Genomic DNA, 24,290 nt, shown 5'->3' on the forward strand with positions numbered 1-24,290 from the left:
AAAGCGGCGATATCATGTAAACTGTAATTGGTAAACAAGCGGCGCTTTGTCCGTTGTCGACAGGCCGATTCGTATGGAGGTTACGCAAACGATGCTGCTGCAATTATCCGATATTTCCAAAAGCTACGGCGCAACGCCGATTATCGAAGGCATTTCGTTTCAAATACAGGAACGCGAGCGGATCGGGCTCGTCGGCGTCAACGGCGCCGGCAAGTCCACCTTGTTGAAAATATTGGCCGGCGAGCTGTCTCCCGACGGCGGTGCGATCTACAAGACGAAAGAATGCACGATCGGCTATCTGCCGCAAAATAGCGGCTTTCACTCCGATCGCACGATCGATGCCGAAATGCGGGCGGTCTTCAGCCATCTGACGGAAGCGGAAGCCGAATTGAGAGAACTGGAACGGCTTATTGCCGATCCAAAGCTGCAGGCCGACGACAAGCGGTACCAGGAAACGTTGGAGCGATACGCGCGCAAATCGGATTGGTTCCGGGACCAGGGCGGCTTCGAGATGGAGACGCGCATCCGCAGCGTGCTGCACGGCATGGGCTTCGGCCAGTTCCCGCCCGATACGCCGGTCGCAACGTTAAGCGGCGGACAGAAGACGCGCCTTGCGCTTGCCCGGCTGCTGCTGCAGGCCCCCGACCTGCTGTTGCTGGACGAACCGACGAACCATCTCGACATCGAAACCTTGACCTGGCTGGAAGATTATTTGCGAGGGTACCCAGGCGCCATCCTCGTCGTCTCGCACGACCGCTATTTTCTCGATGCGCTCGTTCAGACCATCGTCGAGATCGAACGGCACGGGGCGAAGCGCTACGCCGGCAACTATACCAGATTCGTCAAGCTGAAAGCCGCCGAATACGAATCCGCGATGAAACAATACGAGAAGCAGCAAACCGAAATCGCCAGAATGGAAGATTTCATCCGGCGGAACATCGCGCGCGCGTCGACGACGAAACGGGCGCAAAGCCGGCGCAAGGCGCTCGAGCGGATGGAGCGCGTCGACAAGCCTGCCGGCGAAGTGAAAAAAGCGTACTTCACATTCGACATCGATCGGCAGACCGGGTTCGACGTGCTGGAGGTAAGCGATCTGGCCGTGACGTTCGAAGGGAAGGATCGCCCGTTGTTCGAACATGTCGGTTTCCGCCTGCAGCGGGGCGAAACCGTTGCGCTGATCGGTCCGAACGGCATCGGGAAATCGACGCTGCTGCAGACGCTTGTCGGCAGGCGACAGCCTTCGGCAGGGACGATCCGATGGGGCGCGAATGTCAAAATCGGTTATTACGATCAGGAACAGAGCGATTTGAACGGAGAAAAAACGGTTTTGGAAGAGCTTTGGAGCGCCTACCCGCATATGGAGGAAACGAGCGTTCGAACCGTTCTCGGACAGTTCCTGTTCAGCGGCGAAGACGTGCTGAAGCGGGTTTCGTCGCTTAGCGGCGGCGAGAAAGCTCGCATCGCGTTGGCCAAGCTGATGCTGCAGCGGGCCAACGTGCTTATTCTTGACGAGCCGACGAACCATCTCGATCTGTACAGCAAGGAAGTGCTCGAAGCCGCATTAATCGATTATGAAGGTACGCTGCTGTTCATTTCGCATGACCGCTATTTTCTGAACAAGATGGCCGAACGCATTGTCGAATTGAAACCGGACGGCACGAATCATTTCCTGGGAAATTATGACGAAATGCTCGAGAAAAAGCGGGAAACCGAAGAATTACTGCTGGAGTCCGGGGAGCATGCCAATCAAGCGGCGAAGTCGCCGTCCGGTCAGACCGCAGGAGCTGTCATGTCATACGAAGCCGAAAAACAGGCGAAACGGGAAGAGCGGAACCGGCAGCGCAAGCTGGAGCAGCTCGAACAGCAAATCGCCCGGCTGGAGGAGGAAACGTCCAAACTGGAGGAGCAGCTCGCCGATCCGGATGTTTATCCCGATTATGTCAAAGTTCAGCAAATTCAAACCGAGCTGGAAGCGAAAAAAGCGGAGCTGCAGCAAGCGTACGAAGCCTGGGAAGCGCTGCTGGAGTAGCCTGTCTGCTGCCGTTATGCTGCCGGCTTGGCCTTGCGGCGAGGGGGAACCCCCGCCGCGGCCGCGCTGCCGTTTCCGTTATTTTCGTCGCGCTATTCCTGTCGTCGCTATTCCCGGTATCGCTATTTGACACCGCTATCCCTGCCTGATACCTTCCGGCATCACGATTCGTCCACGCTATTCTCGTCTCGCTATTCCTGTCACGCATTCTCGTCATCGCATACGATCATGCTACTCGACTCCGTTATTCCCGCCATCGCAATTACGGTCATGCTATTTCCGTCTATCCGCTTTCTTCATTTTCATTCATCCACTCTTTCCACAGGTTTATCCACAATTTGCTATGAATTGTGATACAATTCTGTCGACAACGATACGTTTAGCACGTTCTTCGATCAGCATTTTCTCAAGAAAAATGAGTGCAGCATACTTATCGACAAAAACCGGATCGGTTTTATTCACAATATCCACAGGTTGTTGATGAAAGTTATCCCGTATCCGCCCTTTCCCGCTAATGAAACATATCGTTCATAAAAACGTACAAATATTAGATTGGAATAGAAGGAAGGGCTGTTCGTGAGCGATACAAAAATGAAACGGAACATGGCCGAGTTAAAAACAAGCTGCTTTGTATTTGTCGGAGCTGCAATTGGAGCTATGTTAGGATTAATTGCATATGTGAATCATTGGTTATAATTTAAGTAAAATGTAATAAGCAGCATCAACCGCAATTCCGTCTGCGGCCGATGCTGCCTTTCTATTATAATATGATGTTATGGCACGTTATATTATGACTGTGTCTCCGAAAGCCGAATTTTCACCGTCAAAATTTCGAACGGCGCAAAGGAGAGCGCGATCGCACCGTTTTCCGTCGATACCGGCTCAAGCGGTTGCTCCATCAAGTCGGCAATCCATGCCGATTCGACCGCAAAGTCCGTCCGAAGCTCGGCTTCGGCCCGCGTGCCGGCCGTTTCATACAGACGAACGATCCAATCGTCGTCATCCTCGGCTTTTTTGACAGCCTCTATCATAATATGCGGATGGTCGATTCGCAGGAACGAACGCGACGGCAGGACCGCTTCCCCGACAACGCCATCGGCAGGACCTGCGCTTATCGCCCGCAGCGGCACATTCAGCTCATACCCTCTCTTATACACTTCTGCCTGAATGTAATCCCCTTTATGAGGATAAAGTGAATACGTAAATGTATGCTCCGCCCGGTCAGCCTCCGGGTCCGGATAAGACGGGCTGCGCAGCAAATTGAGATCGAGCGTATTCCCTTCGGCACGATGCCCGTATTTGCTGTCGTTGAGCAACGCGACGCCGTAATCCGGTGCAGACAGATCGATCCAGTGATGTGCGCAAATTTCGTCGCGCGCATAATCCCACGACGTGTTGCGGTGCGTCTGCCGCTTCAGATGGCCGAACTGGATTTCGCATGCAACCGAATCCGAACGCACGTCGACCGGGAACGACGTCCGCAGCATTTTCCTCGATTCCTTCCAATCCACATTCGTCACAAAATCGATGCGCCGGCTTCCCGCCGTCAAAACCACCTTCTGGGTAATGGCCGATTGACCAAAACGGTAGCGGTGAATGAGCCCGGCGGCCGGTCCGTCCGCGAACGCCTCGGTTTCCGCCAATTCAGGCGCCGCGCTTCCCCGCTGACGGTAATCCTGGCGGAAGTCCCAGGCATCTCCGTTGTCGTTATAAATGCGCAGCGCGTTGGCGCGTTCGCCGGCAGACACGACTTCCCGGCCGTTCTCCTTGTCGAATATCGAGACGATCGAGCCGTCGGCATCGAAGACGACCGCAAGCAGCTCGTTCTCGATCCGCCGCTCTTCGGCCGAAGCGCGCAGACTCCCGATCGCCTCCGGCTGACCGTCCCCGCCAAGCAATCCGTCCGCTCCGGCATACCCCATGGATGGAACGCGGACTTTCGTCCATCGCCCGTCGATGTTCAACCACTCGTCCCGCTCCCACGGCAAGGAGTTGAACACAATCGTCCGATCGCCGCCGGCAGCCCGCTTCGCCAGCTCGCCGTAACGTTCGGCAATAAGCGATTCGACCCGCTCAGCGAGCAGCGCATATCGGGCCAGCGATTCATCGTATACCCGCTTGATCGACGATCCGGGCAAAATATCGTGGAACTGGTACAGCAGCACTTCCTTCCAAATCTCCTCCAGTTCCGCGGCCGGATACGGCATGCCGGAAACCGCTTGGGCCAGCACGGCGGCAAACTCCAGCTCCCGCAACGCTTTCTCCAGTCGGCGGTTGTACCACTTGTTGCGGGCCTGGGTCGTCAGCGTCCCCTGGTGCCGCTCCAGATACAGCTCGCCGCGCCATACCTGGTACCGGTCCTGGCCGGCCTTCAACTTCTCGAAAAACGCCGCGGACGTCTCCTGCACAACCGGGCTAAGCCCGAGCAAGTTTTTCTCCCGCGCTAGCCGCTCCAGGTGCTCCTCGCCGGGACCGCCGCCGCCGTCGCCGATGCCGAACAGCATCAAGCAATGCTCCGACACGCCCTTATCCAGATATTGAGCCTCTGCCTTGGCGATCGACCTTGGCGCGGCCGGACTGTTGTACGTATCCTCCGGCGGCATATGGGTCAGCACGCGCGAGCCGTCGATGCCTTCCCACATGAAGGTGTGGTGGGGGTGGCGGTTGTAGATGCTCCACGACAGCTTCTGCGTCATCATGTAATCGACATTCGATTTCTTCAAAATTTGCGGCAGGCTGGCGGTGTAGCCGAATACGTCCGGCATCCAGAGCGACTTCATCTCCTGACCGAATTCCTTCATAAAGAACCGTTTGCCGTACAAAATCTGGCGTACGAGCGATTCGCCGCCCGGCACGTTCGTATCGGATTCGACCCACATCGCCCCTTGCGGTTCCCAGCGCCCCTCCTTGATTCGTTCGCGAATTTGCGCATACAGCTTCGGATAGCGCTGCTTGATCCAGTCATACAGCTGCGGCTGGCTGGCGCCGAACACATAATCGGGATACCGTTCCATCATGCGCAGCGCCGTGGCGAACGTACGGGCTCCTTTGCGGATCGTTTCGCGAATCGGCCACAGCCAGGCCAGGTCGATATGGGCATGACCGATCGCGCTGATCGTCAGAACCGGATCGCCGCCCCGCTTGGCAAGCTGTTCGCCGAGCAGCGCCAGCGCCCGACCGACCGCTTCTTCCGGCAATTCCGGTGTCAGCAGCAGCGATACGTCGTAGAGCGCGCGCAAAATGCGCTCCCGGCGGGCCGAGCGTTCCGGCAGCCATTCCGCGGTTTCGAGCAGCACCTCGGCGTCGTAATATAATCGGCGGACGTCTTCCCGGCATATCGCCACGCAAGCTTCCTTCAACGTGCCGCTGCGATAGCGGCCGAACAGATCGTTGCAGCCCGCGTCTCCCCACAAATCGATCGTTTCGCCGCCGGAAGCCGCATCGCTGATATGCACGACCCGTTTCCCCGGCAAACCGAGGGACAGATCGAATTCCGAGTTGACGTTCGTCAAACCTTGCACCGGCGAGCCTTCATCGTCGACCAGACACAATTCCCCGTTCACGTCGATGAGCAGGACGGTTTTGTTGCCGGCAGCCTCGTCCGGTACCGTTCCTTGAAAATGAAACCAGGCGCAGTCCCAGAGCTCGCCCCAACGTTCGCCCGATTTCAGTTCCACCTTCCGGCCGGACATGCGCTCCGCATACGGAACCGGTTCAGGCGTCACCCAGGCGGTTACTTTCAGTTCCGCGATCGGACGATAAATGTTTTCTTTCAAAAAGTCCAGCATCGGTTTTAATTGATTCGGCTTCACGGTTTCGTATGGCATTATGCTTCTCCTTTACTTTTAGCGTTCGGCTTGCTCCGATTGACCCGATCGGTTGTTAACGCGAAGAACCTTATTCATTGACTAATATAATATATTGTTTATATATATTCAATATGTATATTGGTGAGCCGACTTGGGTGAAGCGGTCATACGCCAGGATGCATAAGCAGCAACGACTCCGTCATCTCTGTCAGAGGCCGGGCCGGGCGGCAGCCCGACGTCCCCGCCACGCGGTCCATTGCGCACCTGCAGGGCTTTATCGCTTTTGCAGGCTTTTCGCCAAATCAATCTGCCGAGAAATGGAGGCGCTGAAGGCGGGGCGCGTAAACGGTCGTTGGACGAATTGACGGATGGCGAGGCACACCGACGGACCGGTGAAGATTTGACGGATGGCGCGGATAGAAGAAAAGACTGCCGGGAGTGACCTCGGCAGTCTCGTATTTTATAGCTTGTATGACGCTACTGCGCCGCATGCTTACCGGGTCTTGCGAACGATTGCGCACCTGCTCACACTCGCACCGCCACGGAACCGCGACCGATTGCGCAATGCAGGGCTTTGGCCGCCCGCAGACCTCCGGTTCGTAAACATCTTCGGATCGCTTACGCCTCAACAACCGCTCATTCCGCAGCCGTTCGTACCGGCCCCGTCGTCTGGCGGATAACGAGCTCGGGTTGAATCAGCATTTTGCTGAACGGCCCTTTGTTGGTGTGACCGGTGCGGACGATTTCCAGCAGCTTCAATGCCGCCTGATATCCCATATCTTCTTCATGCTGGCGAATATGCGTGAACATGCTGAAATCCTCCACAGCAGAGGTCGGATCGTCGAACGATATGATCGACAAGTCGTCCGGCACTTTCAGCCCGGCCCGTTCGGCCATCCGGTAAACGTGAACGCCGAGCTTGCCGTTGAGCGTAATATAGGCGGTAGCCATCCGGTTGCGAATATACCGGTACAGCGGATGCTCTTCCAGGCCGTCCGCACCGTTTACGCGGAAGCCGGTAATCATCAGCGCCGGATTGATCAGCGCGCCTTTGGCGCTAAGCGCGTTCATATAGCCTTCGATACGTTCCTGCACGGTTACCGTCTGCAAGGGGGAATCCGAGCAAATCGCGATATCGCGGTGGCCGAGCTCCCAGAGGTAGTCCACCGCCATCGCCGTGCCGAGCTTGCCGTCCGAAGCGAAATAATGAGTCTCCACGCCGGGCAAATACCGGTCGATCAGCACGAACGGGAACCCCGCGAGCTTCATGCTCAATATTTCCTCATTGTACTGCTCTTCGTCGACCGGGAAAATGAGCATGCCTTCCGCGCCGATCTCTTTCAGCGTCTTGATCGCTTCCTGTTCCCTCTCCAGACTGCCCTCTGTCAGCAGGATCATGCTCCGGTACCCGCTCTCCAAGATGGCCCGCTGGATGCCGCCAATGAGCCGAATCGCAAAATAATCCTCGATCGTCGGCATGACGATACCGACAAATCCACTGTGCCGGGGAACGTTCCGCTCGCCTGCCGGGACGGCGGCCGATGGCGCACGCTCCGCTTCGTCCGGTTCCGGATGAGCGGTCTCCGGCCGGCTGACAAAGCTGCCTCGTCCGGGTACCCGCTTAATCAAGCCTTCATTGGCGAGCCCCGTCAGCGCATTGACGACCGTAATTTTGCTTACCTGAAAACGTTCCATCAATTCCTTCTCGGTCGGAATGCGATCGCCCTCCTGCAGGCCGGACGAAACGATCAGGTCGCGGACGTAATCCTGAATTTGCTGATATAACGGTACTCGATCGGTTGAATTCATCACAATCACCATGCTTCGGTCTAAATTTGTTATGTATAATATATATTTTTACGCTCTATTTCGCAACCCGAGATTTATCCATAGTATTATCCACAATTGTTTCTAAATTGTTGATCAATTCAGACTGCGGCTAGAAGACGCCCCGCCCGGACTGCAAAAATAAGGACCGAAAAGCGGCCTTTTCGGTCCCCATTATCCACATTATCCACAATTATCCTGTGAAAAAACAGCACCCATTTTCTCCACAGCCCGAATTCAATGCTGGCAGGCTTTCGCAGCAGTTATCCACGTAAGACCACGGTTTGTGGATAACCTGCTGCAGGAGTCACTTCGCTTCCGCTTGACGCGCCCCGTATCCGGCTGCCTGACGACGTCCGGCGCTCATCAGCGCCTGGTTGCAGGCCGCCACATAAGCCTGCGCAGCGGCCAGCACAATATCCTGGTGAATGGCCGTGCCGCGGTACCGTTCGCCTTGGTACACGATCGATACGGCCGCTTCGCCATGCGCATCCTCGCCTGTAGACAGCGAGTGAAGCTCCAGATCTTCGAACTCCGCCGCCGCCGGAATCGCCTGCCGGATGCATTGGATGACCGCCTCGAGCGGTCCCGTCCCCGCTCCGGTATAGGTCCGCTCTTGTCCGTCTGCGCTGCCGCGGACGGTCACCGAGGCGATCCGGGATTTCTGCGAACCGGCCAGCACCTGAAGATCGACCAGTACATACGGATCAGGCTGCGTCCGGGTCGTTTCCCCCGCAATGCGGATCAGCTGATCGTCGGTCACGATCTTCTGCTCATCCGCTTTCGCTTTGAAACGGTCGTAAATGTCCTGCATTTGCTCGTCGGTCACTTCAATGCCGAATTCGGCCAGCCGATGCCGGATCGCATGGCGTCCCGAATGTTTGCCGAGCACGATCATGCTGCGCGGAATGCCCATCGCTTCCGGGTCCATAATTTCATAGGTGCTGCGGTTTTTGAGCAAGCCATCCTGGTGAATGCCCGATTCGTGCTGGAAAGCGTTCCTGCCGACGATCGGCTTGTTGAATGCGATCGGAAAATGCATCGACCGGCTGACAAGGCGGGACGTTTCATAAATTTCGCCGATGTTGATGCCGGTCTCCGCCCGCAGCGCCTCCTTCCGGGTTTCGATCGCCATCACGAGCTCCTCGAGCGAACAGTTGCCGGCGCGCTCGCCGATCCCGTTGACCGTCACTTCGATTTGCGTCGCCCCGGCTCCGATGGCCGCCAGACTGTTGGCGACCGCCAGCCCCAGGTCCGTTATGGCAATGCGCGCTGTAACGCACCGTGTTTCCGCCCCGCGCTTCCTTGCGCACCGTCTGGAACAGTTCGGTTATTTCCCCTGGCAGCGCATAACCGAGCGTGTCCGGCAAATTGATGATCGTGGCCCCTTCGGCAATGACGGCTTCCACCAGTTCGATTACGAATTCGCGCCCCGAACGGGTCGCATCCATTGCCGAAAATTCAATTTCGTCCACGAACTGCTTGCCGTAAGCGACCATCTCGCGCGCCTGGCGCACGACCTCCTCGCGGGATTTGCGCAGCTGGTAATTCAGATGGATATCCGACGAGGAGATAAACAGATGCAGACGACGTTTGCCCGCATCCTGCGTCGCGCGCACCGCCGCGTCGATATCGCCCTTGACGGCGCGGGCGAAGCCGGCGATTTCCACGCCCTGAAGCTCGCGCGAAATTTGCTGCACCGCGGCGAATTCGCCGGGGCTTGAGACCGGAAAGCCCGGTTCAATCACGTCGACGCCCAGTTTGGCCAGTTGCCTTGCGATGACGATTTTCCGCTCGGGCTCAATCGCAGCACCTGGTGACTGCTCACCGTCCCGCAGCGTCGTATCGAATATTTGTACTCGAGTATACTCCTGTTTTTCGTTCATGATCATATCCCTCCTGAATGAATAGACTGAAGGCAGCCGCAAGACCGCCACGAAAAAAAGCCTGCCATCCCTTCTTCCGAAGAGACGACAGGCTTGCAACCGGCCGCGGTACCACTCTACTTGTTCGATCACGATGCCTGAGTCCGCTGCAAGGCAGCCTCGAAGCATCGGCTCGAACCGCTTTCTCCGCCAGACAAACACGCTTCAATCACCGAAAACCGGTCCGATCGATCCGAACCTCGTCAGATCAATGGATTCCCGACCGTTTTCCGCTTAAAATGCGCCTTTGCCCGAACGGCACCCGATCACGGGGGTTAACCGTAACGGCGTACTCGGGTGCAGCGCCGATCGCCGGCTGCCGCCCGCTGCTTCCGCCATTCCGCTCCCAGGCGAGTTCGGACCGCGGCTTCGGCTGCGTCGCACCATCCCGCAGCTCTCTGTCGCGACAACCAACGCGGACGTTCCGTTCCGCAGCGTCATCACATGTTCCGCCACTTTGCCCTACTGCTCCTGTTCACAGCGTTTCCGATATGAAATGAATGTCATTTACCTTTCACTTACGCACTGTTCCGTCTTAACTGCGCCCGCCCGGAAATTTTCCGGTGGCATACTGTCCAACCTGCCTCTTCCCGCCAACTAAAAACAGCCCGCCGCCTCTTGTATTCAAGAGACGACAGGCTGTAAACAGGCCCGCGCGGTACCACCCTTGTTGACGCCAGCCCCCCTTATAAGGATGCTGCGCCCACTCTGCCGCCAGCGACCTGTCCGGACAGGACGCCAGCGCACCCGATGACGGGGGTCAGCCGTAACGATGTACATCTTACCGGCCGCATAACATCGCGCCGTCAAGTTCCACCGTTCCGCTCACGGGCGAGCTTCAGGCTGCCTTCGACTGCGTCGCACCGTCCCGCAGTTCTCTTGCCAAAGCCGCCTCATCCCCAGGATGACGGCCGCTTCTTTCCCGGCTGGGCCTTACTGTTCCCGATCATTGCGTTTGCAAGGTATGGATAAAGAAGTATTGGTGACTATTATAGTCATCCGCATGCGAACTGTCAAACCCAAATTCGAAAAGGCGCCGCGATTTACCGTTTCGCTGCCGCAGCCTCATCCTTCACCGACCACGCCTCCAGCGAAAGCAACGGATCCGCCTTCATATCGAGCGGCGTCCACTCCGCCCGCCGCCACTTCAGCTCGGCCGCGGCGGCGATCATCGCCGCGTTGTCCGTGCATAGCGACAGCGGCGGAACGAGCAGCGGCAGGCCGGCCTCGGCGCACCGCTCCGCCAGGGCGGCGCGAAGGCCGGCATTGGCGGCGACGCCGCCGCACAACAGCAACTGTCTGGCGCCGTATTCGCCGGCCGCCCGCAGCGCCTTCGTCGTCAGCACGTCGATGACCGACTCCTGAAAACCGCGGGCGAGCGCGGCCCGCATCGGCGCTTCGCCGCGCATCTTCGCCTGGTTGATCGCCGCCAGAACAGCGGATTTCAAGCCGCTGAAGCTGAAATCGTACGAATCCGGCTCGAGCCAGGCGCGCGGGAGCTCGATCGCCTCATCGGCCTCCTGCGCCAGACGGTCGATATGCGGCCCTCCGGGATACGGAAATTGCAGAGCCCGGGCGACCTTGTCGTAAGCCTCCCCGACGGCGTCGTCCCGGGTGCGGCCGATCACGCGGAACACGCCTTCCCGCTCCAGCAGCACCAGTTCCGTATGGCCGCCGGATACGACCAGCGCCATAGCGGGATAGACCATTTCCTCCACGAGCCGGTTCGCATAAATATGCCCGGCGATATGATGGGTGCCGATGAGCGGAACGTCCAGCGCCAGCGCCAAACTTTTCGCGGCGACGACGCCGACGAGCAGGGAACCGACAAGTCCGGGACCCTGCGTGACCGCGACCGCGGTAATGTCCTGCAAACTTAGCCCCGCCGACCGCACCGCCTCCTCCATCAGCATCGTAATGGACTCCACATGCTTGCGTGAGGCGATTTCCGGCACGACGCCGCCGAATTTGCGATGCGTATCAATCTGGCTCGACACAAGATTGGCCAGAATTTGACGGCCATTCTTCACGATGGCGACGGACGTTTCGTCACAGCTGGTCTCCACCGCAAGGATGACGCTGTCCCCGGCGGCCGCCGTTTCGCCTCCGACCGCCGCGGTCTCCGCGGCAGAAGCAGCGCGCGTCGGATCGGGCTGCCCGCATTTCGTCATGATCGCTCACCAGCCTTCATATTCCCTAATTCCGCCCACATGATCAAAGCGTCTTCCTTGTTGTCGGTATAATAACCGGGACGCAGGCCGGCCGGCTCGAAGCCGAATTGGCGGTACAGCCGCTGCGCCCGCTCGTTCGAAACCCGCACCTCGAGCGTTATCCGCTCCATGCCGTTCCGAACGGCCAGCTGCTGCAGTTCCCGCATCAGCTGCTTGCCGAATCCTTGTCCCCTGTAATCGGCCCGCACCGCGATATTGGTGACATGCGCTTCGTCGATAAGCGTCCACATGCCCCCGTATCCGATCAGTTCTCCCCGGTGCCACATGGCCAAGTAGCGGGCAAAATGATTGTTGCGCAGCTCGTTCTCGAACGCTTCGGCCGTCCAGGGACTCGTGAACGCCTCCTGTTCGATGGCTACGACCGCCGGAATATCCTCAAGCCGCAGCGGACGGAATTCCAGTTCATGATCCGACTTCACCGGTTGGCCTCCTCCCTGGCGAGCAGCTTCGCTTCCGCTTCGGCCAGCTGGGTATAGTTCGGCACCAGCGCATGGACATCGTCCGATTCGCCGGCCGCAAGCCGGTATCCGCCCAGCCGCCCGATCCAGCGGCCCTCCATATAATAGGTGAGCAGCCGCACTTGCGGCGCGTCATCGCCGAACGCGGCGGCAACATCTTCTCCCAGCCGGCCGGCCGCCGCTTCGTGCTGCGTCAGGTCGCCGGCGATCCACAAGTTCCGGACGCGGCGGTGCCGCTCGGCTTCAAGCCGCTGCAGCAGCTCGCTCATCCAGCGATCCATCATCCGGATGCCGTCATCCGCAAGCCGCTCCCATTTCGCTCCGGAATCGCCGGCGGCGAAGGCACCCGTATAAACCTGTCCCCGCCGCGCATCCATAATCGGCACAATCCAGGTCGTGCCGTCGTCTGCGCCGGCATCTGCCGCAGCGGCTCCGGCTCTATCCGCCGTCCCGGCCTGCTGCTCCATCCCCCGATGAAACGCGCCGTAAGCGAGCCCTTCCAGACTGGAGACGCCGACGAGCGGCTTGCCCCATGCCCAGGCGAGCGTCTTGGCGACCGTAACGCCGATCCGCATGCCGGTGTACGACCCCGGTCCGCGGCCGGCCGCGATGCCATCCACCTGCCGGCCCGTCAAACCGCACGAACGAAGCAGCTCCTGCAGCTTCGGCACGACCAGTACCGAATGATTCCGCTCCGCAACCGAGCCGATCTCGCCGAGCACCTCCGTCCCCCGGACCACTGCGGCAGCCAGCGAAGCGGTCGACGTATCCAGCGCCAAGACAACGGGATTATCCATCTTCTCCCGCTTCCGCTCCTTATCGTTCATGTTTGTCGTCTCCTATCTGTCCGATTGTTGCGCACCACGAGGCGTACGGCTGACCGATCCCCGTCAAAACGATGCGCCGGGCATCGTCTCCCGCATGCTCGATCTCAATCTCCAGGCGCTCGTCCGGGAGCAGCTCCCGGATGAGGGACGCCCATTCGACGATCGTCGCGCCGTCGCCGAAAAAATAGTCGTCCAGCCCGAGCTCTTCCGCCTCTTCCGGAGATAGCCGGTATACATCCATATGGTAGAAGGGCATCCGCTCGCCCTCATATTCCTTAATGATCGTAAACGTCGGACTGTTCACGACGTCCTTCACGCCCAGCGCCTCCGCGAACGCTTGCGAAAATCTCGTCTTGCCCGCGCCCAGATCGCCGTCCAGCGCGAGCACCGTACCGGGCCGGGCCAGACCGGCAAGGCGGCGCGCCAGCTCGGCCGTGTCCCGTTCGTTCCGGGCCTCCCATACTGCGCTCGCCCGATCCGGCCGTCCGCTTCCGGCTTGTCCGCTGTTGTCCATCCGTTATTCACCACTTATCCGCCAAAATGATTGTAGCCCCGCTTCGCCAGCGGCACTCTGCGCTCCTCCGCGCCCCGCCGCTCCGAACGGACGACGAGCTCGACGCCGGGATCGCCCGCTTCCGTCTCCCCGATCACGTAAAAAGGCAGCCCTTCCGCGGCGAAAGCCGCCTTTGCAGCCTCCGCATCGTCCGCGGCCAGCGTGCCGACCAGCACATAATCTTCGCCGCCGTACAGCATCCACTCCAGCGGGTCGACGCCCGCGCGCGATGCGTAGGCGGCCAGACTGCCGCTGCGCGGCAGCAGCGCCTCGCGCAGCACGAGGCGCACGCCCGACGCTTCGGCGATCTCCCACGCCTCGCTCGCGAGCCCGTCGCTGACATCGTTCAGCGACCGGCACGTGCCGCGCGCCGCCAGCAGCTGCCCGGCGCGCACCGAAGGCGCGGGGCGGCGATGCGCCCGCACCAGCGCGGCCGCCTCCGGCGGCGGCTGCGCGAGCGGCTCATTCTGCCGCGCGAGCAGCCAATGCAGCCCGGCAGCCGACAGGCCGACCGGGCCGGTCACAAATACGGCGTCGCCAGGCTGCGCACCTGAGCGGCGAAGCGCCCGTCCCGCCGCGACGGTGCCGATCACCGTCACGGCGATGACAAGATGCTGCGGCGACGACGTCGTGTCGCCGCCGATGACCGCGACGCCGTAACGGTCGGCACACGCGTACAGCCCGTCGTACAGGCGGCGCATGCGGTCCGCCCCGTACGAAGGCGGCACGCTGACAGAGACGAGCGCATGCCGCGGCACTCCGCCCATCGCCGCGATGTCGCTCACATTCGCGGCGAGCGCCTTGTAGCCGACATCCTCTTCCGACATCGTCGCGTCGGCGAAGTGAACGGTCTCCACCATCGTGTCGACCGCGAGCACCCATTGCAGCGGCTCCGTTTCATCCGCCGGCGGCTCCACGACGGCGGCGTCGTCACCGATGCCCAGCACGACGCCTTGCCGGCGCTGCATGTCCGCGCTCTGGCGCCCGTGCGTCCAGTGCCGGATGCGCGCGAATTCGTCCACTTTTTCGCCTCCCGGTGTTGCGTTATTGACCTTTATTATATCGGTCCCCACTTCCGTCCGCAACAAACAGGGACACCCGTCTGTCGGATGTCCCTGGAGTTTGCCGGACGATGCCCTGACCGCCCTTAACGCCCGTTCTTCGCCCATTCGCGCGAAACGGCGGCACTGCCCTCTGCCTGGACGCTTGTTACCGCAGAGTCGCCCCTGCCCGTGTACCGCTCGAACGAGAACGGCGAGGCCCGCCCCGCGGGGTGCTCGGACGCGAACGGCGAAGCCCGCCCACGTACCGGCTGTATCGGCGTTGCGCATTGCGCGATGAAGTTTTGCGGTTTTGCAGTATTGTGGTGTTGCGACGTTATAGCATTGCGGCGCTGCAACACTGCGACATTGCGGCGTTGCAGCATTGCGACGTTTCAGCATTGTGACATTACCGTTCCGCTAACACCCCGGCGAAGCCGACGTTCCGCGCGGCCGCCCACTCATCCGCGAGCGCCGGATCGGCCCATGCAGCCGGCGGAGCGGCGGCTGCCAGACAGCTGCCGGCACGGTAAACCCAGCGCCGCTCCGGCTGCATGGCAAACAGCTCCTCCGGCGAGCGGGCGTCTATGACGACGAAGTCCGCCTCGCAGCCGGCCTTGATGCCGTAACCGGAAATCCCGATGATGCCGGCCGGGATTTCCGTGATCATCCGCAGCAGTTGCCGCAAATCCGACGGGGCCCCCATATGAGCGGCATAGGCCGCAATGAGCGCGATCTGCAGCAGATCGCCGCGGCCGAACGGATGAAACGGATCGTGCACGTTGTCCGAAGCCGCCGCGACCGGCACGCCCGCCGCCGCCAGCTCCTTCACCCGCGTCACGCCGCGCCGCACCGCCCGACGGTCGGCCCGCCCCTGCAAATACAGATTGGCCGCGGGGAGCGTGACGGCGGCGACCCCCGCCTCCGCCAGCCGTCCGATCGCGTATGCCGCGTCCTCCGGATTCATGGCCGAAAGCGAGCAGAGATGGCCGGCGACGACACGGCCGCCCATTCCGTATGCGGCTGTCCGCTCCGCGATATAGACGCACGTCCTCATCGCCGGATCGTCGCTTTCGTCGACGTGCAGATCGACCGGACAGCCGTAACGGTCCGCCAGTTCGAATATCCGGTCAATGTGCGCTTCCGGCTCGTCAGCCAGATGAGGCGCGCCGCCGATCCCGTCGACGCCCATCGCCAGCATCTCCCCGATCAGCTCCATGCCGAAGCCGGGCTGCGCGCGATAAGGCGCCATCGGGAATATTTGCACCCGGACCCAAGGCGCCAGCTTCTCCTTCACTTCCAGCGCGGCTTCCACCGATCGCAGCGCCACTTGCGCGCCCGCTTCCGCATGCACGTCAATATGGGTCCGGATGGCCGTCGTGCCGTAGGAAACGGCTTGCAGCGCCATCCTTGTCATGCGCGCCTTGATTTCATCCTTGGCAAATAAGGGCGCCTGGCGCGAATAGCTGGCGATCGCTTCGGCGAGCGTTCCCGACCGGTTGGCCGCCCAAGGCAGGGAAAACGCCTTGTCGAGATGCATATGGGCGTCGACCAACCCGGGCAAGACAAGCTTGCCTTCGGCATCGAGCCGTTTCGCGTACGCCCCCTCCGGCATGTCGAGGGAAAGATAACCGCCCGGCTCCAGCCGCCCGCTCTGGCGCCCGATCGCCGTCCAGACGCCGTTCTCCGCACGAAGCGTATAATAATGCCGCTCATCGGCTAGCGGCAGGCGGGCATTGATGATTTCCAGAACAGCGCCGCCGGCGCCTGCTTTCGCCATTCGCTGCCGCCTCCTTTCTTCCTGAAACCGAATCGATCCGCGATTATCCCATTGCCGCTCCCGCCGACGTTTCCTCGAGCAGCTGCTTGATTTCGAACCTGCTAATTTCGACGAACGCCTTGGCCATCAGATCGGACGCGCGCTCCTGAATGATGCGCCCTTTTTCGGCCGTCGCCCGGGTCGCATCCCCGAGAATGCCGCTGCGGGACACATCCTCCATTTTCCAGGCAAACCGGATCGCTTTTTCGAGCGTCAAAAAACGGTACCGGTTCATCGCCGGCATTTCGCGCACGCGGCAGTGCTCCTGCACCCAGCCCGGCTTCAGATACATGACGATCGACGTTTCGTAATCGCCGCCGTGAATGCCGAATTCCAGCTCCTCCGGCGGCAGCAGATCGGCGGCGACGCCCAGGCTTGCAGGAGACAGGGAAAACACCATCATCCCGGTCGCAATGCGAATTTCCCGCGCCACCACGTTCAGCAGATCGGTATTGCCGCCATGCGTATTGAACAGCAGCAACCGGCGAAACCCGCTGGCCTTCAGGCTGTAGGCGATATCCGAGACGATGCCGGCAAGCGTGGACGCCGAAAGCGATATCGTGCCCGGAATGCCGAGATGCTCATTGCTTTTCCCGTAGGCGATCGGCGGAATAAGCCAGATCTGCTCGGCCGGATCGATTTTCTCCAGCGCATCCGTCAAGGTCGCTTCGCCGATCAGCGCATCCGTCATAACCGGCAAATGATCGCCGTGCTGCTCGACTGCCCCGATAGGCAGTATGACGAGCGCATGTTCCTTCGGCAATTCCTTCACCTGCTTTCGTGTCAACCGCGGCAGGAAACGTTCTTCCCAGGCAACGCCCTCATACCTTGTAAACATCAGGCTCCCTCCTCTATATTCATATGCGCCTTCCTATACGCCGACGCGCCGACACGCCTGCGCATCTACGTCAAGCTGCCGGTTTCCCGCTCCTGCAAGCGTCTGCGGCTTCGCCGTTTCGCGGCGAAAGCGAAAGCAGCAGGCGCTCTGCCGGCTTTCAGGCAACGAGGCCGCGTGATATCACCGTTCCGCCGCGGCCCCCCACGCCGCTTGCCGAATACCGGTCGGCCGCTGCTTCGCCCATTCCGCGACCCAGGACAGCAATTGCAAATCCCGTCCCGGTCCGGCGATGACCGAAAGGCCGATCGGCGCGCCGTCCGCCGCGCCGGTCGGAATATGCACCTGGGGCAAACCGGCCAGTCCGGCAATACAGGTCAGCTGCATGGCGCGAGAGCGTCGTTCTTCGTTCGCCGCCCCGGATACGTTCCGCTGCGGAGCGGGACCGGGCACCGTCGGGATGACGAGCAGACCGTCATCCCCAAGCTGCTCCCTAAGCCGCGCCCGAACGTCGAACCATAATCTCAGTTCCGCGCCGCTATCCTTTCGTTTCAATTTGCTCGCCCATGCGAACCGCTCCGCAATGTCGGGGGCGAATACGGGATGCGCGCGTTCGATCCATGGTCCGTGCGTATCCCATATTTCCAGCCCTTGAACGATGCGAAACGCCCGCATCCAGGCCGCCAGCCCTTCCGGAGCGATCACGGCCCAGTCGCTGTCGACACAGGTCTTGGCCATGGAAGTGACATCTTTAACCAGCCTCACCCGCACCGGCGGTTCGGCCAGCTCCCACGCCTCAATCGCGAGCAGCATCCGCTTGAACGGCTGCGCGGCGCCTGTTTTCAGGCTGGCGGCAGGAGGCTTCCGTACGGCTCCCCCCCGATCAGCCGCCTCCTCCGCCCTGTTTCTTTTTGCGCCTGCCGCATCTGCTGCCCGTTTCCCCGTTTTGTTCAGCAAAGCGACGCCGACATCGTGCAGCAATTGCGCGTCCCGCGCCAGCCATCCGACCGTGTCGAAGCTGGGCGCGAGCGGAATGACGCCGGCGGTCGGAACCAGTCCGTGCGTCGGCCTGATCCCGTACACGCCGCAATAAGCGGCCGGCACCCGGATCGAGCCGCCGGTGTCGGTGCCGAGCGCAAAATCGGCCAATCCGGCGGCAACCGCTACGGCCGAGCCGCTGGACGACCCTCCCGGAATCCGGTCCGGCGCATTCGGGTTGACCGGCGTGCCGTAATGCACGTTCTGACCGTTCAGGCTGTACATCATCTCATCCGTGTGCGTCATGCCGCGAAGCCGGGCGCCCTGTGCGAGCAGCCGGGAAATCGCCTCCGCCGTCCGTTCGGACGGACTATGCGTGCGCAGCCAGTCCGGGTTGCCCGCGCCGGATATATGGCCGGCCACCCGAAAAACGTCCTTCGCCGCAAACTCCAGTCCCGAAAGCGGCCCGTCCGCCGTCGGTTCCAGCACGATACGCTCCGCGGCATAGGCATTCCACCGGTCGTTCATCGAAGGGCCCCCAGCACGGCCAGATCTTCCTCGTCCAGCTCCGCCCGCGGACCGGATTTGATCAGATCCGAAAACTTCTCGTCGGGCACCATCGTCGTCAGCACATACAGCTTGCCTTCGCCCGTATTGACGACCGCATGGGTGCGGCCCGGCGGCACGATGAAGAACGAGCCTTGCCGGATCGGAATGCTCGTATCGCCGACCGTCGCGTACCCCTCTCCCTTCAACACATAGAAATATTCGTACGCTTCGGCATGCTCGTTCGGCGGCGTGCGGCCGCCTTCGTCGAAAATTTCGACGACGGATACGAACGGCGTCAGTTCCCGATCGGTCAACAGCACGAATTTGTTGGAATCGGTACTTTTGATTTTGTAGACCGGACAAGTCTCGATATGCCCGGCCGCCATATGAAGTCCGGAAATCGTCATCGCTCGCTTCCCCTTTCATGCCCGCCGTTCATCGCCCGCAGCAGTTCCGCCGAATCGGCGACGAAGCCGTAGCATTGCTTAATGTTGTAGATCGCCGCATCCGCACAGTACGGCGGCGAATTGGTGGCGCTGCAGTCCCGGAGCAGCACCGCGTCATATCCCGAATTGACAGCGTCCTGCAGCGTCGCCATGACGCATTGGTCGAGATTGACGCCGGCCAGCAGCACCGTATGCACGGACAGATTGCGCAAAATGCTGTCGAGCGGCGTATCCCAAAATCCACTCATCCGATACTTGTCGACATAAATATCGTCCGGCGACGCATCCAGTCCGGAAACGATCGCCGCCCCCCAACTGCCTTTCTCCAGCACGCGCGAGCCGTTGTCCGGCAGCGGATCGCCGATGCCCCGCCCTTCCCCGTCACCGTTGTACACATGAAGCACCGACGGGCTCAAATTGAGACGATCCGGGCGATTGCCCCAGTTCAGCCACAGGATGGGAACGTCCCGTTCCCGCAGCGCGGGCAACAGCCGGTTGAGCGGCTCCACGGGCGCCATCAGGGTGTCGCAATCGCCGCCGATATAGTCGACCCAACCGCCCCGGGAACAAAAATCGTTCTGCATATCGACGACGATCAGCGCTGTGCGCTTCAGGTCGAAAACAAGCTGCTGCGGTTCCGCATGAATGGCGACCGTGTCCGGCTGCTCCAGCCTTCGCCGCAAATCGACTCCTTCCCGCGAAACATGCCAATGGCTGCGGGCATGACCCAGTCTCTTCATCCGGAAGCTCACCCTTTCTTCGGTTATACTCGGCTTTACCCGCCGACCGCATCGTCATCAAGCGGCGCAACAGGCAGTTCGACATACGCCGCACCGCCGTTGTCCCGGCAGACGGCCACGGCGACGATGCCGAGCTTCTCCTCGCCCGCCCGATGCCGGCCCTCCGGTCCGGCGTTCGGATGCCGCGCGAACAGCGGAAAGGCGCTCCCCGTCAGCTCGAGCCGCAGCGCGTCTCCCGCTTCGATCGCGGCCGCGAACGGCCGCATATCGATCACCGCCCGTTCCCACTCGCCAGCGCTGCCGGCCGAAGCCTCAGCCGCCGGCTCCGCTTCGTCCGCCATGTCTCCGTCCGCCGCGCCGGCAGCGGCGGCTCCTTGAGCGGCCGGACGGCCGATCTCCGTTCGGCCGACGCTCAGAAACCGCGCCTTGCCGTCCGGCTTGACGACTGTCAAGGTCGCGACGAGATCGGTCGGACCGCCCATCGTCTGGCAGCGGACGACCAGCTTCGGTGAGCCGAACAGATGAATGGTACGGTCGAGCGGCTCTCCGGAATACACCAAAATTTCATAGCGGTCCTGAATCGCGCTCCGGTCGGAGGGGAGGCAATTGTCCGTCCGCATCGGCAGACGGGCGTCGTAGACGAATACGTCGGCCGTCTCCTCCTCTTCCCGGCCGGGCGACGGCGCCAGAACGCCGCCGCCCAGCGCGCCGTTCGCCGGTTTCGGCGTTCCCGAGAGATAAAGCCGGAAGCCGCTCTTCCCGGTATCCGGCGCATACGCTGCCGGCCAGCGCCGGGCCGTCCGCCACGAATTGCTGTACTGCTCGAAATAGCGGACGGGCGGCTCGGCGGAAGGATCGGCGTCGGCGTTTCCTTTCAGCCAGTAATCGAACCAGCGCAGCTGCTCCATATGAATATCCCCGTCCGCCGCCGGTCCATGGTCCGCTCCGCCGGCCATCCGGCCCCAAGGAATATGGCCCCAGGGTCCGACGATAAGGCGGTGAATCGTCCGTTCCCGGCCGGGCGCTTCCTGCAGCGCCGCAAACGAGCCGAGCGTGCCCATCAGGTAGGAATCGTACCAGCCGCCGATATGCAGAGCCGGAATCGGGCATTCCGCCAGCCGCGGCAGCCAGTTTCGCTCCCGCCAGTAACCGTCGTATTCCGTATGCTCGCACCATTCGTAGTAGGTTGGAAAATAGCGTTCCAACAGCGGATGCCGATCGGTCACCGGTACGTGAAACAGCCAGTCGTCCGGATGGCGCATCATCCGCGTGCACTGTTCGGCCGCCTCGGCATCCCCCGCTCTTCTGGCCGTGTCGCGAGCGAGCTGGAACGCCCAGGGCAGCTTGTCGCCGATGGCGAAGCTGCCGTGCGGATAGAACGTGCCGTGATACAGATCGGCCGGACACATCGCCGGGGCGATCGCCTTCAGCGAAGGAGGCCGTTCCGCGGCCGCCGCCCATTGGGTGATGCCCTGGTAGGAGAAGCCGTACATGCCGACGCGGCCGTTCGATTGGGGCAGCGCCGCCGCCCATTCGACGGTATCGAAGCCGTCGGCCCCTTCCTGGATGAATGGCGCAAACTCGCCTTCGGAATCTCCTCGGCCCCGGACGTCCTGGATGACGACGATGTAACCGTGGCGGGCGTACCAGACCGGATGAGCGTACGTGACGGTGGAAGCGATCGTGCGGCCGTACGGCTGGCGCATCAGCAATACGGGAAATTCACCGCGTTCGTCCGGCATGTAAATGTCGCTGTACAGCTTGACGCCATCCCGCATGACGCAAGGTACCGCGCGCCGTACGACGACGCCGCCGAATCGGCTCATCGCGCCTGACCCGCCGCCGGTCTCAGCTTCATCGGATTAAGCAGCAGATGCGGGTCATTCCGCCGCTTCAGCTCCCACAGCTTGTGATGCTCGTAGGAACGGCCTCCGTCTTCCAGGTCCCACGTATGCGGATTGCTGACCGCCACGCCGAGCTCCCGGCAGCGGTCTATGATCCGGTTCAGCCTGTCGGCCGATTCGAACCGCATCAGCGGCAATCCGGCGATGCGGAGCTGGCCGGCGCTCCGGTTGAATTCGAGATGATTAATATATTCCGGAAACTCGGCTTTCAGCGCCGCCATCTGCTCGAACAGCTTATCCCAGCTGTACGTCGTCTGGAGATACGTCATGTCCGGATCGGCCTTGCGCGCCCACAGCGTCGTATGGTTCCATGAAAAATCGGAGACGCCCGTTCCTTTGTGATATTTCTCCGCAGGCACGGTCAACTCGATGCTTCCGTTCCATTCGGCGCACTTGGATCGGACGGCGGCTTCATGCCGTTCGTCGATCTCCAGCAGCACGGCGGATCGTCCTTCCGGCAGCCGCAGCGGCTGAAAATATCGCGGAATCGGCCATTCATGCGCCGATACGAGCCGCTTGCCGACGGCGTCGTCAGCCGCGACATCTTGCGCGAACCGCACCGCATCCTGCCATCTTGCGAACGTCGCCGCCAGCTGCATCCACTCCACGCGGGGAGCCAGCTTGACCCGCACCTCCGCCAGGACACCCACCGTCCCGTACGTATGGAGATAAGGAAGCATGTCGTTTCCGGTCGTATACAGCGTGGCCGGCGGGGATTCGATCGTCTTCAGCTTCATCGACTGGACCATGCCGTCCCAGATCGTGCCCCAGCGAATCGAACCGATGCCGCCGAAACCGCCGTTCAGAAAGCCGCCGATCGTAGCGGATTGATAGGTGGAAGGCATAGCGAGCATTTCCTGGCCCTTCGCCCTTGCCGCCTGCTCCATCCGTCCCATGCGGGCGCCCGGCTCGGCGATCATATAGCCGTCACCGATCTCCGCGATCCGGTTCATCCGGGCAAAGTGAACGACAATGCCGCCTGTGAGCGGCACGCACTGGCCGTAATTGCCCGTGCCGTTCCCGCGCACCGTCACCGGCACCTTCTCCTCCGCCGCAAACGCGAGTATCGTTTCAAGCTCCTTCTCGTTCCGGGGGCTGACGATGCATTCGGCCATCTTCCCCTGCAGCTCTTTGACCAATACCGGCGAAAAATGGTGGTAGTCCGTCGAAAGCTTGGCGCGCGACGTTTCGTCCCACAGCAAACACGCTTCGTCGATCTCTTGCCTGATCCGCGTTCTCCAGTCGTTTCCCATCGTCCGTCCTCCTTCGGAATCCCCTTTTGTTCCAGCAACGGTCCTTATTCGAAAAATTCGTTTGTAAACACTTGGGTCACATCGGGCTTTTCTTTCAGCAGCCCCGCTTCCGTCATTTGCTGCGCCAACGTATCCCAGCGCTCCTGCGTCATCCGGCCGACGCCGCTCTTCTGCGCTTCCTCGCCGTATACGAGCGGGATCATCGCCTCCGCCGCATAGTTCAGCTTTTCAAGGGGCATATCCGGATTTTCCTTTTGAATGACGGGATTGATCTCTTCGTAATGTTCCTTGAAATAGTCGAATCCTTTGGCCGTAGCGTTGACGAACGCCTTTACGATCTCGGGATTTTCCTTCAGGTAGCTCTCAGTCGTAAACAGCACGTTGGCGTACGGATTGTAGCCGAAATCGGCGTTCAGCAGGAAGTCGACGTCCACATTTTGCTCGCGCATCTCGTACGGCTCGCTCGTGACGTAGCCCTGGATGGCAACCTTGCCGTCGGCGAGGAACGGCGCCAGCGAACCGGTATAAGCCATCTCCTGAACGTCTTGCAGATTGTAAGCCTTCTTCAAATATTCCCAGTAGCTCGCCCCGCTCGCCACATAAACGTTGCGGCCTTCCAGTTCCGCCGGCGACGCGATGTTTTCTTCCTTATGCACCATCAATCCCTGGGGACTCGTCTCGAAAGAAGCGAATATGACAACGAGCGGAATGCCGCTTTCGCGCGCGAGCAAAATTTGGTCCGCCTGGCCCATGCCGAACTGCGCTTTCCCGGAAGCTACGATTTGCGTGGACGACACTTGCGGACCGCCCGGCTCGATCGTCATGTCCAGCCCGGCCTCCTCATAGAACCCTTTCTCAAGCGCAGCGTACAGCCCCCCGTGCTCGGCCTGGGCGAACCAGTTCGTCACCGCCGTCACCTTCACCTTTTCCGCCCCGCTGCTTCCCGTCCCGCTTGTTTCCCCGCCTTTGGCGTCGTTGCCGCAGGCTGCGACAAGCGTCATGGCGAACATCAATACGGCGAGCCGGCGAATCGGCCAATCCGGAATCGTCTGTTTTTGCATGATAAC

16 protein-coding genes and 1 pseudogene are annotated in these 24,290 nt (G+C 60.9%); 1 reads left to right on the forward strand and 16 read right to left on the reverse strand.

What is annotated here, in order from left to right; translation table 11 throughout:
• Positions 1–91 precede the first annotated feature (91 nt).
• Positions 92–2,029 carry an ABC-F family ATP-binding cassette domain-containing protein gene (locus tag ABEV74_RS20515; protein WP_430149098.1) on the forward strand — a complete coding sequence of 646 codons (1,938 nt, stop codon included), beginning with the start codon at positions 92–94 and terminating at the stop codon, positions 2,027–2,029.
• 788 nt (positions 2,030–2,817) lie between these two features.
• On the opposite strand, the gene ABEV74_RS20520 is transcribed toward ABEV74_RS20515, so the two are convergent.
• The 16 genes and pseudogenes from ABEV74_RS20520 to ABEV74_RS20595 all read right to left on the reverse strand — a co-directional run bounded on the left by ABEV74_RS20520 (position 2,818) and on the right by ABEV74_RS20595 (position 24,284).
• Entirely contained in the window at positions 2,818–5,856 is a 3,039-nt protein-coding gene (locus ABEV74_RS20520) for an alpha-mannosidase (protein ID WP_430149101.1), read from the reverse strand.
• 618 nt (positions 5,857–6,474) lie between these two features.
• Complete coding sequence (locus tag ABEV74_RS20525; RefSeq protein WP_430149103.1) at positions 6,475–7,647, reverse strand: GntR family transcriptional regulator; 1,173 nt, start codon at positions 7,645–7,647, stop codon at positions 6,475–6,477.
• Positions 7,648–7,972: 325 nt separating this feature from the next.
• Positions 7,973–9,551, reverse strand: a pseudogene (locus ABEV74_RS20530) (2-isopropylmalate synthase).
• Positions 9,552–10,633: 1,082 nt separating this feature from the next.
• Positions 10,634–11,761 (reverse strand): tRNA (adenosine(37)-N6)-threonylcarbamoyltransferase complex transferase subunit TsaD, encoded by a 1,128-nt coding sequence (gene tsaD / locus ABEV74_RS20535; RefSeq protein ID WP_430149106.1) that lies wholly within the window; start codon positions 11,759–11,761, stop codon positions 10,634–10,636.
• Complete coding sequence (rimI, locus tag ABEV74_RS20540; protein ID WP_430149109.1) at positions 11,758–12,240, reverse strand: ribosomal protein S18-alanine N-acetyltransferase; 483 nt, start codon at positions 12,238–12,240, stop codon at positions 11,758–11,760. Before rimI ends, tsaD begins: the two co-directional genes overlap by 4 nt.
• Positions 12,237–13,106 carry a tRNA (adenosine(37)-N6)-threonylcarbamoyltransferase complex dimerization subunit type 1 TsaB gene (gene tsaB, locus ABEV74_RS20545; RefSeq protein WP_430149112.1) on the reverse strand — a complete coding sequence of 290 codons (870 nt, stop codon included), beginning with the start codon at positions 13,104–13,106 and terminating at the stop codon, positions 12,237–12,239. The genes rimI and tsaB overlap by 4 nt, the downstream gene beginning before the upstream one ends.
• Positions 13,096–13,620, reverse strand: a complete 525-nt coding sequence (gene tsaE / locus ABEV74_RS20550; protein ID WP_062495405.1) for a tRNA (adenosine(37)-N6)-threonylcarbamoyltransferase complex ATPase subunit type 1 TsaE — start codon at positions 13,618–13,620, stop codon at positions 13,096–13,098. The genes tsaB and tsaE overlap by 11 nt, the downstream gene beginning before the upstream one ends.
• 14 nt (positions 13,621–13,634) lie before the next feature.
• On the reverse strand, positions 13,635–14,627 hold the full coding sequence (gene thiL / locus ABEV74_RS20555) for a thiamine-phosphate kinase (protein WP_430149146.1): 993 nt from the start codon (positions 14,625–14,627) through the stop codon (positions 13,635–13,637).
• 481 nt (positions 14,628–15,108) lie between these two features.
• On the reverse strand, positions 15,109–16,479 hold the full coding sequence (locus ABEV74_RS20560; RefSeq protein ID WP_430149115.1) for an amidohydrolase family protein: 1,371 nt from the start codon (positions 16,477–16,479) through the stop codon (positions 15,109–15,111).
• Between the two features lie 43 nt (positions 16,480–16,522).
• Positions 16,523–17,356, reverse strand: coding sequence for a creatininase family protein (locus tag ABEV74_RS20565; protein ID WP_062495407.1), 834 nt, complete (start codon positions 17,354–17,356; stop codon positions 16,523–16,525).
• 180 nt (positions 17,357–17,536) lie between these two features.
• Positions 17,537–18,859: an amidase family protein gene (locus tag ABEV74_RS20570; protein ID WP_430149118.1), complete on the reverse strand. Its 1,323-nt coding sequence runs from the start codon at positions 18,857–18,859 to the stop codon at positions 17,537–17,539.
• Positions 18,856–19,287: a cupin domain-containing protein gene (locus tag ABEV74_RS20575; RefSeq protein ID WP_430149121.1), complete on the reverse strand. Its 432-nt coding sequence runs from the start codon at positions 19,285–19,287 to the stop codon at positions 18,856–18,858. Before ABEV74_RS20575 ends, ABEV74_RS20570 begins: the two co-directional genes overlap by 4 nt.
• Positions 19,284–20,066, reverse strand: a complete 783-nt coding sequence (locus ABEV74_RS20580; protein WP_062495413.1) for a cysteine hydrolase family protein — start codon at positions 20,064–20,066, stop codon at positions 19,284–19,286. The genes ABEV74_RS20575 and ABEV74_RS20580 overlap by 4 nt, the downstream gene beginning before the upstream one ends.
• Before the next feature lie 35 nt (positions 20,067–20,101).
• Positions 20,102–21,892: a CocE/NonD family hydrolase gene (locus tag ABEV74_RS20585; protein ID WP_430149124.1), complete on the reverse strand. Its 1,791-nt coding sequence runs from the start codon at positions 21,890–21,892 to the stop codon at positions 20,102–20,104.
• On the reverse strand, positions 21,889–23,223 hold the full coding sequence (locus tag ABEV74_RS20590) for an FAD-binding oxidoreductase (RefSeq protein ID WP_213527009.1): 1,335 nt from the start codon (positions 23,221–23,223) through the stop codon (positions 21,889–21,891). The genes ABEV74_RS20585 and ABEV74_RS20590 overlap by 4 nt, the downstream gene beginning before the upstream one ends.
• 44 nt (positions 23,224–23,267) lie before the next feature.
• Complete coding sequence (locus tag ABEV74_RS20595) at positions 23,268–24,284, reverse strand: ABC transporter substrate-binding protein (RefSeq protein ID WP_430149128.1); 1,017 nt, start codon at positions 24,282–24,284, stop codon at positions 23,268–23,270.
• Between the last annotated feature and the right edge of the window lie 6 nt (positions 24,285–24,290).

It is taken from the genome of Paenibacillus cisolokensis, from assembly GCF_050481165.1.
Lineage (GTDB): Bacteria > Bacillota > Bacilli > Paenibacillales > Paenibacillaceae > Paenibacillus_AH > Paenibacillus_AH cisolokensis.